Genomic DNA, 12056 nt, shown 5'->3' with positions numbered 1-12056 from the left:
GCCTTGGCATGCCTCGACTCACTTGACCTCAACTACTCGAACCGCCCGGTGCGGACCCGCATGCCGGGTGGTGTGGGAGGGGACCGGCTGGATAACTGGCCGCCCCTATCCCGATTTGGAATTTTTTCGCTTGGTTGTAATGACAAGTCTTGTCTGCTCAACCATGACTGCCGGTCCCGGTTTCATAGGAGAAGTGGCGAAAAGGCGCGAACGAGAAATTGGTCAGCTTATTACGAATTTTTGTATAGGAAATATCGCAACAGAAATTTTTTTCTTTATGTTCGGAACTAATGAAGTTGGGCAAGCCTCAGACGTTGCTCTTGTTCATGTAACGTAAGGAAATAGTAGTGATCATCTCAAAGCCATTCCAAACGCAAGCAAATCGATTCCAACTGAAGTCGAAGATTGTTTTCTTTACCCCCGTCGTTGCCCTTCTTACCGCATGCGGTGGCGCCGCCGACCCATCAGTTTCGACCCCGGCCGCAAGCCAAACCTCTGCCGAGGTGGAAGTTTCGGCAGTCAGGCCGCAGAATTACACGCCGGACACCGTTGTTCCGGTCGCCAGCGACCTTGCTCCCTCGGCCGATAGCGCTGTCGATGCAGCCGCTTCGCCTGTGACGCAATCCAACCGCAGCTTGGCTGCGGTGACGTCGTCGGCTGCATCCTGGACGCAGTGCGCCAGCGAGTGGGGCACCTGTTCGTTCTCCGGCACGCGTGAAGTGCGCTATGGCACCGCGACCAATTTCGTCGTGAAGACCCTGACCAGTACGACCCCATGCACCAATGCGGTGTTCGGGGATCCGGCCCCGGGCTATGCGAAGTCCTGCAGCTATTCCTCCACGCAGGTCGGCACCACGGCTCCCGCGCCAACGACGCTCACCTGGACCACCTGCGCATCGGAAGGCAGCACCTGCTCGTACTCCGGCACCCGTACGATTCGTTACGGTACGGCTACCCGGTTTGTGGAAAAAAGCCTGACTGGTCCGGTCCAATGTACCAACGCAGTGTTTGGCGATCCTGCCAGCGGATATGTGAAATCGTGCAGCTATTCCAGCACCACGACGACGACCGCGCCAGCACCAGCACCGGCACCGGCCCCCGCACCAGCGCCCGCGCCTGGTCCTGGTACGCGTGATCCGCTGAAGCAGCCGTTCGCAAGCAACAGTATCTGGAACATGCCTATTGGTAGCGGCGCAGTCTATGTTCCAGCGAATATTTCTGGTAACCCCGGTAATAACATCTGGGCGAAGATGCCTGGTGTCGACCCGGAGAAGATCGTTCTCAAGCCGACTGCACCGCTGGTAAACATCAACCTGAGCAGCGCAGCGTGGTCCGGTACGAACCGTTGCGGCGCGACCGGTGGCCTGCTGATGCAAGTGCCAATGCCAAACGATTATGTGGTCCCGCACAGCACGATGAACAGCTCTGCCACCTTCCTGATGCCGGATCGCCGTACCGTGGTCCAGACCCAGCCGCTGGCTCGTTGTACCGCTGGCGGCCCGGCCACCTCGATGGCGAAGTTCGCGAACGTCGACCTGTACGGAACCGGTATCACCGGCGCCCACGGCGGTTCCGGCCTGTCGGCAATCGGCGGCAGCATCCGTCTCGGCGAGCTGCGTCCAGGTTCGACCACCGGTCCGCGTCACGCACTCAAGATCAACGTGTATGCCAAGGAGGTCCTGTACAAGTGCACCACCCGCGCAGCTTGCTATCGTTGGCCTGCGGCGACGTCCGATAGCTATGCCGTGGGTCATTACGGTAGCGCGAACAACAATGGCAACACGGCGATGAAGATGGGATCCTTGCTCGCCCTTCCTGCTTCCGTCTCGATCGCATCGCTGGGACTGGAAACCGAGCCTGCCAAGCAGCTTGCCTGGACGCTCCAGAACTATGGCGCCTATATCGTCGATGACACCTATGCGCCTGGTTTCGATTTCAGCGCCGAAGAAGGTCCGGATGGCTCCAAGCGGAATGAGTTCAAGGCGGACTGGGGCTTCGACCTGGAGCAGAAAGTGCAATTCGCTACGCCGTGGGTGCGCGACATTCAGCGCCTGGCCAAAGCACTTCAGGTTGTGAACAACAACTCCGCCACGAGCATCGGTGGAGGCGGTACTCCCCGCCAGCCCCTGGCGCCGGCAATCGCACCGTAATTCCGGTGTACTAGCCTGAGACAGCGCTGTCCAGCCGGACAGCGCTGTTTTTCGTTTACCGCCGGCGAAAGCCTGGCTGCAGGCCGCGGCCCGTCAAATGGCGGTGACTTTCGGCGTGCGCAGCGCCCACGGCAAGGCATTATGGATAGTTGTCGCGGCGATCGCCGCCATGCCGGTCGCCACCGCGATCTGGTTCAGTCCACGCGTGACGTCCCCGATCGCAAACAACCCCGGCACCGCCGTGCGGCAATGATCGTCCACCAGCAGCTTGCGGCATTCCACCGTCTCTGCGCCCAATTCGCTGGCCAGGTCCGAGCGCGCGTTCTCGCCCAGCATCGGGTAGAACACGTCGCAGGGATGGTCCTCGCCGTCTTTTGTATGCAGGACGGGCTTCATGTCCTCGCTCATGGTCACGCCGACCAGAGGCGAATCAACCAGGCGAACCTGTGCGGCCGCGAGCTGCTGCCTTTCCTCGTCGTTGAGCGCCGATTCGGCGGTGCGCTCGAACAGCAGCACGTCGGCGCTGAAGGTGCGCATGAAGAGGGCGTGGCCGACCGGGTTGATCTCGGAGGTGACGACGCCGATGCGCTTGTCGATCACGTCCCAGCCGTCGCAGACCGGGCACAGGCGCACGGCGCCGGCGTGCACCGCCTCGTCCCAGCGCTCGACCGGCATGCCGGCGTCGGCTACGCCGGTAGCCAGCAGCACGGTATGTGCGCGCAGTTCGCAGGTCTCGCCGCCGTCAAGCGCGGCATACTCGGCGACGAAATGGCCGTCTTCCAGGCGCAGCCTGACGATTTCGCCCGGCATCACGCTGCCGCCGTAATTGGCCAGCTGGGTGCGCAGGTTCCCGAGCAGCTCCATGCCGTTGATCCCGTCGGGGAAGCCGGGGTAGTTGTGCGAGACGGGAATCCACGACAGCCGGCTATTGCCCTTGTCGACAAGGGCAATCTTGCGTGTGAAGCGGCGCAGGTAGATGGCGGCCGTGAGGCCGGCCGGGCCGCCGCCAATGATGAGGGTATCGAATACAGTGCGGTCGCAGTCCATCAGGCGATTATGCTGAGCCTAGCGCGTATGGGCTATCGGCGCTCCAGCCAGCCGCGGGTAAGAGGGCGCTTACAGGGACTTGCCGCCGGCCGCTTCCGGCTGCAGGGTCACGTGGTCGATGCCATGCTTTTCCCGCAGCGTGGCGCGCACTGCTTCCAGCACGGCCGGCCACTGGTCGAGGCTGGCGATTTCCAGGTGGCCGATCAGGGCGGGGTGGCCAGGCGACATGTCCCAGACGTGGAGGTCGTGCACGCCGAGCACGCCTTCGACCAGCTTGAGGCTGGCGCCGACCTCGAGGTAGTCGATGTGGCCCGGGACGCCCTCCATCAGGAAATGGTAGGACTCGCGCAGGATTCCGCTGGTCGATTTCAGGATCAGCAAGGCCACGAAGATCGACAGGATCGGGTCGACCCGCAGCCAGCCGGTGAAGTAAATGATGGCGCCGGAAGCGATCGCCGCCAGCGAGCCGAGCAGGTCGCCCATCACGTTCACCAGCGCGGCGCGGGTATTGATGCTCTGGTTGTCGCGCGACAGCACCCAGGCCACGCCCAGGTTGATGCAGGCGCCGATCGTCGCCACCACCAGCACCACGCCGCCCTGCACCGGTTCCGGATGGAGCAGGCGCTGGGCCGCTTCCCAGGCGATCCAGGCCACCAGGGCCAGCATCGCCAGGCTGTTGACGAAGGCAGCCAGCGCTTCGGCGCGCACCAGGCCGAAGGAATGGCGCGCCGAGGGCGGGCGGCTCGCGATGGCCTGGGCCATCAGCGCCAGGCCCAGCGCGGCGGCATCGGTGACCATGTGGCCGGCGTCCGAGATCAGCGCCAGTGAATTCGAGATGAAACCCGTCACCACCTCGATGACGGCGAACAGCAAGGTCATGCCGAGGGCGACCGACAGCGCCATCTGGCTGCGGCCCTCGATGGTATGGGTGTGGCGCGCGTCGCCGTCCAGGTGGGCGTGCAGGTCGGCGGAGGAACGGTCGGCGGGCTGTGCAGTCATTGTTCTCGTGATGCTTTGATATGACACGACAGTGTAAAGCAAAGGCTTCCACAGGTTAGGCAGGCTCGCCAGGAAACTTTTTCCGTGACAAGCCTTGCAGAACCAGGGTGCGCTCCTTATAATGCAGGGATTGGGCGGTTAGTTCAGCTGGTTAGAATACTTGGTCGACATCCAAGGGGTCGCAGATTCGAATTCTGCACCGCCCACCAGAATACACTTGTGTAAGAGCGAGAAAGGCAGCAACGGTTATGACACCGCGAACTACAACCTGGTTGTGGGGGAATCGCTAGACGCGGTATGGTGTTCTTTTGCTCAACACACTGAAATAAACGCGCCTGGTGCGCGTTTTTTTTCGTCCAGCGGATTCAGTTTTCACACTCTTTAACTTTTAGCGGCGCGGCGCGCCAATCGGAGAACAGCATGCTCAACGTTCGACTTCCAGATGGCTCCAGCCGTCAGTTCGACGGTCCCGTCACGGTCGCCCAGGTGGCGTCCAGCATCGCCACCAGCCTCGGCAAGGCCGCGCTCGCCGGCAAGGTCAATGGCAAGGTGGTCGATACCTCGTACCTGATCGAGCAGGACGCCGACCTGGCGATCGTCACCGACCGCGATCCGGAAGGCCTGGACGTGATCCGCCACTCGACCGCCCACCTGCTGGCGCACGCGGTAAAGGAGCTGTTCCCGGAAGCCCAGGTCACCATTGGCCCGGTCATCGAAAACGGCTTCTACTACGACTTCTCGTACAAGCGTCCGTTCACCCCGGACGACCTGGCCAAGATCGAAAAGAAGATGGTCGAACTGGCCAAGAAAGACGAACCCGTCACCCGCAAGGTGCTGCCGCGCGACGAGGCGGTGGCCTATTTCAAGTCGATCGGCGAAGAGTACAAGGCCGAGATCATTTCCTCGATCCCGGCGGGCGAAGACGTCTCTCTGTATTCGGAAGGCAGCTTCACCGACCTGTGCCGCGGTCCGCACGTGCCATCGTCCGGCAAGCTGAAGGTGTTCAAGCTGATGAAGCTGGCCGGCGCCTACTGGCGCGGCGACTCGAAGAACGAGATGCTGCAGCGCGTCTACGGCACCGCCTGGGCCAGGAAGGAAGACCAGGAACAATACCTGCACATGCTGGAAGAAGCGGAAAAGCGCGACCACCGCAAACTGGGCAAGGCGCTGGACCTGTTCCACTTTCAAGAGGAAGCCCCGGGCCTGATCTTCTGGCACCCGAAGGGCTGGACCGTCTGGCAGCAGGTCGAGCAGTACATGCGCCATAAATACCAGGTGAATGGCTACGACGAAGTCAAGGCGCCGCAGATCCTGGACGTGACCCTGTGGCAGAAGACCGGTCACTGGGACAACTATCGCGAGAACATGTTCACCACCGAGTCGGAGAACCGCTCGTATGCGCTCAAGCCGATGAACTGCCCGGGCCACGTGCAGATCTATAACTCGGGCATGAAGAGCTACCGCGACCTGCCGCTGCGCTACGGCGAGTTCGGCCAGTGCCACCGTAACGAATCGTCCGGCGCGCTGCACGGCATCATGCGCGTGCGCGGCTTCACCCAGGACGACGGCCACGTGTTCTGCACCGAAGAGCAGATCGAGGCGGAAGTCACCGCCTTCCACGCCCAGGCGATGGAAGTGTATGACGACTTCGGCTTCAACAACATCGACGTCAAGCTGGCGCTGCGTCCGGAGTCCCGCATCGGCACCGACGAAGTCTGGGACGAGGCCGAAGAAGCGCTGCGCTCGGCGCTGCGCGCCTGTGGCGTGGAGTGGACCGAGCTGCCGGGCGAGGGCGCCTTCTACGGCCCGAAGATCGAATACCATCTGAAGGACAGCCTTGGCCGTCCATGGCAGGTCGGCACGATGCAGGTCGACTTCTCGATGCCGGGCCGCCTCGGCGCGGAATATGTCGCCGAAGACAATACCCGCAAGGTGCCCGTGATGCTGCACCGTGCGATCGTCGGATCGATGGAACGCTTCATCGGCATCCTGATCGAAAACTACGCCGGCGCACTGCCGATGTGGCTCGCGCCGGTGCAAGTTGCGGTGCTGAACATCTCGGATGCACAGGCCGATTATGTGAAGCAGGTAGCCGAAAAGCTGAAGAAAGCAGGCCTGCGCGTTCACGCTGATTTGCGGAACGAGAAAATTACTTATAAAATACGTGAGCATTCCGTGCAAAAGTTGCCATACATTCTAGTTATTGGCGACAAAGAGCGGGAAGCCAACACTGTGGCCGTGCGTGCCCGCGGTAATGTCGATCTTGGCGTCATGCCTGTCGACGAGCTCGTGGAGCGTCTGGTGGCTGAAGTTGCCGCCAAGACGAAATAATCACCGGCCTACTCAAATACTTTCAAAGGAAACAACATAGCTACTGACAAGCAGAATCGCATCAACGGCGAAATCACCCATCCCGAAATGCGCCTGAACGGTGTAGAGAACGAACCACTGGGCATCGTCAGCCTGGCGGATGCGTTCCGCATGGCCGAAGAGCTGAACGTCGACCTGGTCGAAATCGCGCCAACTGCGGTCCCGCCGGTCTGCCGCCTGATGGACTACGGCAAGTTCAAGTACTCCGAGCAGAAGAAGGCGCACGAAGCGAAGCTGAAGCAGAAGATCATCCAGGTCAAGGAAGTCAAATTCCGTCCGGGTACCGATGAAGGCGACTACAGCATCAAGCTGCGCAACCTCATCAAGTTCCTGGAAGAGGGCGACAAGACCAAGATCACGCTGCGTTTCCGCGGCCGTGAAATGGCGCACCAGGACATCGGCATGCGCATGCTCGAGCGCCTGCGCGGCGACCTGGAAGAAGTCGGCCAGGTCGAGCAGTTCCCGAAGCTCGAGGGTCGCCAGATGATCATGATCGTTGCGCCGAAGAAGAAGAAGTAATTCTTCAAGGATCGATTGCCGGGCCGGGCCCGGATGCCAGCGTGAGCTGCATCCGGCCCCGGCCCGCGTTCGTTTGCGCGCCCGGCCTTTGGGTCGATCGAGGTGTTGCAGCAGGACTCATCCGATCATCAAAAGCCCACCCCCGCCCCAACAATTCCCCCACGACCTGTGCTATCATCTGCGGTTCCTGTTTTTCGAAACAGGTTGTAGCCGGCGCGCGAAGCATTGCACACCGACTGCAAGACAAGCGAAAGTAGGCATCCAAGAGCAGCATCGCTGCCACCTGCAATCCTGTCCCATATGAGGCTGTCCCTAGTCCGGACAGATGACTATGCCAAAAATGAAAACCAAAAGCAGCGCGAAGAAGCGTTTCCGCGTGCGTCCAGGTGGTACCGTCAAATCGGGTATGGCGTTCAAGCGTCACATCCTGACCAAGAAGACCACCAAGAACAAGCGTCAGCTGCGTGGCACCCGTAACATCAATGCGTCGGACGTGACCAGCGTTCTCCGCATGATGCCGTCTGCTTAATCTCACATACTAAGGAGCTAATATGCCTAGAGTTAAACGTGGGGTTACTGCACGTGCCCGTCACAAGAAAGTTCTTGCCCTTGCTAAAGGCTACCGTGGTCGCCGCAGCAAGGTCTATCGCGTTGCCAAGCAAGCAGTCATGCGCGCTGGCCAGTATGCCTACCGCGATCGCCGCAACAAGAAGCGCGTCTTCCGCGCACTGTGGATCACCCGTATCAACGCAGCGTCGCGTTCGCACGGCATGACCTACAGCGTGTTCATGAACGGCCTGAAGAAGTCCGGAATTGAACTGGACCGTAAAGTCCTGGCCGACATGGCTGTGCATGACAAGCCGGCATTCGCCGCGATTGTCAGCGCCGTCCAGGCCAAGCTGGCTGCTTGATCGCAGTTCGCTAGCAAGACAAGCTCCGCAGTAATGCGGTGCTAAAAGAGCGGGGCACAGTTAATCCTGTGCCCCGTTTTTGATTGTGGCGGCTGCCACCCTCAGACAGGAAAACAACAAGCATGCACACGCTCGAAGAACTCGTCGTCTCGGCCCAGGCTGACTTTAGCGCCGCCCCTGACGCCGCCGCGCTCGAAAATGCAAAAGCCAAATACCTCGGCAAGACCGGCCAGGTCACCGACCTGATGAAGGGCCTCGGCAAGCTCGACCCTGAACAGCGCAAGGCGCAGGGTGCCCTGATCAATGCCGCAAAAGAAAAAATCGAAAGCGCATTGACCGGCCGCCGCGAAGCGCTGGCCATGGCCCAGCTCTCAGCGCGCCTGAATGCCGAGTCGATCGACGTGACCCTGCCGGGCCGCGGCCGCAGCAAAGGCGGCCTGCACCCGGTGATGCGCACCTGGGAGCGCGTCGAGCAGATCTTCCGCTCGATCGGTTTCGACGTGGCCGACGGCCCCGAGATCGAAAACGACTGGACCAATTTCACCGCACTGAACAGCCCGGAAAACCATCCGGCCCGTTCGATGCAGGACACCTTCTATATCGAAGGCAATGACAGCACCGGCAAGCCGCTGCTGCTGCGCACCCACACCAGCCCGATGCAGGTGCGCTATGCGCGCACGCATACGCCGCCGATCAAGGTGATCGCGCCGGGCCGCACCTACCGCGTCGACAGCGATGCGACCCACTCGCCGATGTTCCACCAGGTCGAAGGCCTGTGGATCGGCGAAGACATTTCGTTCGCCGACCTCAAGGGCGTCTACCTGAACTTCGTCAAGGCCTTCTTCGAGACCGACGACCTGGAAGTGCGTTTCCGCCCGTCCTATTTCCCGTTCACCGAACCGTCGGCCGAGATCGACATCGCCTTCGGCTCCGGTCCGCTCAAGGGCCGCTGGCTGGAAGTGTCGGGCGCCGGGCAAGTCCATCCGACCGTCGTGCGCAACTTCGGGCTGGACCCGGAAAAGTTTATCGGTTTCGCGTTCGGCTCCGGCCTCGAGCGCCTGGCCATGCTGCGTTATGGAATCAACGATCTTCGCCTGTTCTATGAGGGCGATCTGCGTTTCCTGAAACAGTTCAACTGACACCCTACGGTTACGAGGCAAAAGAATATGCAATTCTCCGAAAACTGGCTCCGTTCCATGGTCAACCCGGCAATGGGTTCGAACGAACTGTCCCACCTGCTGACGATGTCCGGCCTGGAAGTCGAGGAAGTCGAGCCTGTCGCGCCGCCGTTCTCGAACGTGGTCGTGGCCGAGGTCAAGGAAGTGGCCAAGCACCCGAATGCGGACCGCCTGAATGTCTGCCAGGTCGACGTCGGCACCGGCACCCTGCTCAACATCGTCTGCGGCGCGCCGAACGTGCGCGCGGGCATGAAGGCGATCTGCGCCATGTCCGGCGCCATGCTGCCGCCGGGCGCGGACGGCAAGCCCTTCGAGATCAAGACCGGCAAACTGCGCGGCGTCGAGTCGCAGGGCATGATGTGCTCGGCGAAAGAGCTGAAGATCTCGGAAGAGAGCAACGGCCTGATGGAGCTGCCGGCAGATGCGCCGGTCGGCACCAGCATCCGCGACTTCCTGGGCCTGGACGACCTGAAGTTCACCATCAAGCTGACCCCGAACAAGGCCGATTGCCTGTCGGTGCTGGGCGTGGCGCGCGAAGTGTCGGCCCTGACCGGCACCCCGCTGCACGTGCCGACCACGCGGCAGGTATCGGTGACCCTGAATGAGACCCTGCCTGTAAAAATTTCGGCGCCGGATTTGTGTGGCCGCTTCTCGGGCCGCGTCATCCGCGGCCTGGATGCGCGCGCCGCTACCCCGGACTGGATGAAGCAGCGCCTCGAGCGCAGCGGCCAGCGTTCGGTGTCGGCACTGGTCGACATTTCGAACTACGTCATGCTCGAGCTGGGGCGTCCTTCGCACGTCTTCGACATGAACAAGATCCACGGCGGTCTGGACGTGCGCTGGGGCAGGAAAGGTGAAACCCTCACGCTCCTGAACGGAACTACGGTCGAGATCGACGAATGGGTCGGCGTGATCGCGGACGATAAAGAAATCGAATCGCTGGCCGGCATCATGGGCGGCGATTCCACCGCCGTCACCCTGGACACCACCGACATCTACCTGGAAGCGGCCTTCTGGTGGCCGAACGCCATCCAGGGCCGCGCCCGCAAGTTCAACTTCTCGACCGATGCGGCCCACCGCTTCGAGCGCGGCGTCGATTACGCCACCACCGTCGAGCACATCGAGCGCATCACCGCGCTGATCGTGGAAATCTGCGGCACCGCGGATACCAGGGTGGGCCCGGTCGACGACCAGTCGGTGAACCTGCCGCAGCGACAGCCGGTCGCAATGCGCACGGCGCGCGCCGCCAAGGTCATCGGCGTGCCCTTGACCGATGAAGTCGTGGCCGACATCTTCACCCGCCTGCAGCTGCCGTTCAGCTTCGCCAATGGCGTCTTCCACGTCACCTCGCCGTCCTACCGTTTCGATATCGAGATCGAGGAAGACCTGATCGAGGAAGTCGCGCGCGTCTACGGCTTCGAGAACATTCCGACCCGTCCGCCGGTCGCGCCGACCGCCATGCTGGTCGAGCCGGAGAATACCCGCTCGCTGTTCGCGATCCGCCACCAGCTGGCCGACCTCGGCTACCAGGAAGTGGTCAACATGAGCTTCGTAGAAACGCAGTGGGAGCAGGATTTCGCCGGAAACAGCGACCCGATCCGCCTGCAGAACCCGATCGCCAGCCAGATGAGCGTGATGCGCTCGAACCTGGTGGGCAGCCTGGTCGCCAACGTGCGCTACAACATCAACCGCAAGGCCGGCCGCGTGCGCGTGTTCGAAGTCGGCGGCGTGTTCAAGCGCAATCCGGCAATCCAGGACGGCCCGCTGGCGGTGGCCGGTTTCGAGCAGCCCAAGCGCGTTGCCGCCATCGCGTATGGCCCGGCACTGGACGAGCAATGGAGCGAGAAGAGCCGCGCCGTCGACTATTTCGACGTCAAGGCCGACCTCGAGGCCCTGTTCGCACCGAGCGTGCTGCGCTTCGTGAAAGGCGAGCACCCGGCCCTGCACCCTGGCCGCAGCGCTGTCGTCGAGCTCGATGGCAAGGCCATCGGCTTCATCGGCGAGCTGCATCCGCGCTGGCTGCAGAACTACGACCTGCCGCAGGCGCCGGTCCTGTTCGAGGTCGATGCCGACGCGCTGCGCCGGCGCGGCGTGCCCGTCTATGCCGAGATTTCGAAATTCCCGGGAGCCACGCGCGACCTGGCGCTGGTGGTGAAGCAGGGCGTTCCAGCGCAGGATGTGCTGGACAGCTTCCAGGCCGAAATCACCTCGAATCCTTCTGGAAAGATCGTGCAAGCCGTTGTTTTGTTTGATGAATACCGCGGCAAGGGTTTGGAGGCGGATGAAAAAAGTCTTGCTTTCCGCTTTAGCTTGCAAGATACTCAATCGACGCTGCAAGACGAGGCGGTGGATGCCATCATGGCTGCAATCGCCCAGGCTGCCGAAACAAAACTGGGCGCCAGGCTGCGTGCGTAATCTTCCAAAACTTAGCTTTCACTGAAGGTAGGGCTTCAAAATTAACAACAACGACCTTGACTCGGCCGTGTTCCAGGAAGCACTGGCGGCTGATCTGCATCGCGCGATGCATGTGGCGCGGGTGCGGGCTGAAGCAGAGAAGGGCCTGCCGACCCTGACCAAGGCCGAGCTGGCCGAGCTGCTCTTCGAGCAGGTCGGCCTGAACAAGCGGGAAGCCAAGGACATGGTGGAAACCTTCTTTGACGAAATCCGCAATGCGCTCGAGCGTGGCGAAGCAGTCAAGCTGTCCGGCTTCGGCAACTTCCAGCTGCGCGACAAGCCGCAGCGGCCGGGACGCAATCCAAAAACGGGGGAAGAAATTCCCATCACGGCGCGCCGCGTCGTGACTTTCCACGCCAGCCAGAAACTCAAGGGAATGGTCGAAGAGACCAGTCCCGCCAGCAGTTCGCTGGCCCGTGCCGCCTGAG

The 12056-nt window shown here is 61.7% G+C and carries 11 protein-coding genes and 1 tRNA gene; 10 read left to right on the top strand and 2 right to left on the bottom strand.

Going from position 1 to position 12056, the window contains the following annotated elements:
- Together AC56LR_RS16395 and AC56LR_RS16390 are read left to right on the top strand one after the other, a co-directional pair.
- A partial coding sequence (locus AC56LR_RS16395; protein ID WP_497131885.1) for a hypothetical protein occupies positions 1–337 on the top strand: 337 nt, incomplete at its 5' end.
- 10 nt (positions 338–347) lie between these two features.
- Entirely contained in the window at positions 348–2150 is a 1803-nt protein-coding gene (locus AC56LR_RS16390) for a hypothetical protein (RefSeq protein WP_497131884.1), read from the top strand.
- Between the two features lie 93 nt (positions 2151–2243).
- On the opposite strand, the gene AC56LR_RS16385 is transcribed toward AC56LR_RS16390, so the two are convergent.
- Positions 2244–3197: an NAD(P)/FAD-dependent oxidoreductase gene (locus AC56LR_RS16385; protein ID WP_497131883.1), complete on the bottom strand. Its 954-nt coding sequence runs from the start codon at positions 3195–3197 to the stop codon at positions 2244–2246.
- Positions 3198–3266: 69 nt separating this feature from the next.
- Positions 3267–4196 carry a cation diffusion facilitator family transporter gene (locus AC56LR_RS16380; protein ID WP_497131882.1) on the bottom strand — a complete coding sequence of 310 codons (930 nt, stop codon included), beginning with the start codon at positions 4194–4196 and terminating at the stop codon, positions 3267–3269.
- 132 nt (positions 4197–4328) lie between these two features.
- Between AC56LR_RS16380 and AC56LR_RS16375 the strand changes: the two genes are divergently transcribed.
- From AC56LR_RS16375 to AC56LR_RS16340, 8 genes are all read left to right on the top strand, one after another.
- Positions 4329–4405, top strand: a tRNA-Val gene (locus AC56LR_RS16375).
- 211 nt (positions 4406–4616) lie between these two features.
- On the top strand, positions 4617–6527 hold the full coding sequence (thrS, locus tag AC56LR_RS16370; RefSeq protein WP_497131881.1) for a threonine--tRNA ligase: 1911 nt from the start codon (positions 4617–4619) through the stop codon (positions 6525–6527).
- A 36-nt stretch (positions 6528–6563) separates the two neighbouring features.
- Positions 6564–7085: a translation initiation factor IF-3 gene (gene infC / locus AC56LR_RS16365; protein ID WP_171081895.1), complete on the top strand. Its 522-nt coding sequence runs from the start codon at positions 6564–6566 to the stop codon at positions 7083–7085.
- Positions 7086–7416: 331 nt separating this feature from the next.
- The gene (rpmI, locus tag AC56LR_RS16360) at positions 7417–7614 is read left to right on the top strand and encodes a 50S ribosomal protein L35 (protein ID WP_057262756.1); all 198 of its coding nucleotides are present in this window, start codon (positions 7417–7419) and stop codon (positions 7612–7614) included.
- Positions 7615–7636: 22 nt separating this feature from the next.
- Positions 7637–7996 (top strand): 50S ribosomal protein L20, encoded by a 360-nt coding sequence (gene rplT, locus AC56LR_RS16355; protein WP_497131880.1) that lies wholly within the window; start codon positions 7637–7639, stop codon positions 7994–7996.
- Positions 7997–8118: 122 nt separating this feature from the next.
- Positions 8119–9135, top strand: a complete 1017-nt coding sequence (gene pheS, locus AC56LR_RS16350) for a phenylalanine--tRNA ligase subunit alpha (protein ID WP_497131879.1) — start codon at positions 8119–8121, stop codon at positions 9133–9135.
- Between the two features lie 27 nt (positions 9136–9162).
- The gene (gene pheT / locus AC56LR_RS16345; protein WP_497131878.1) at positions 9163–11589 is read left to right on the top strand and encodes a phenylalanine--tRNA ligase subunit beta; all 2427 of its coding nucleotides are present in this window, start codon (positions 9163–9165) and stop codon (positions 11587–11589) included.
- Between the two features lie 106 nt (positions 11590–11695).
- Positions 11696–12055 (top strand): integration host factor subunit alpha, encoded by a 360-nt coding sequence (locus AC56LR_RS16340; protein ID WP_171081893.1) that lies wholly within the window; start codon positions 11696–11698, stop codon positions 12053–12055.
- Position 12056 lies beyond the last annotated feature (1 nt).

The organism is Telluria sp. ZT3P39, assembly GCF_059685935.1.
The sequence above is the reverse complement of the archived record's forward strand: the minus strand, read 5'-3'. Positions and strand labels throughout refer to the sequence as shown.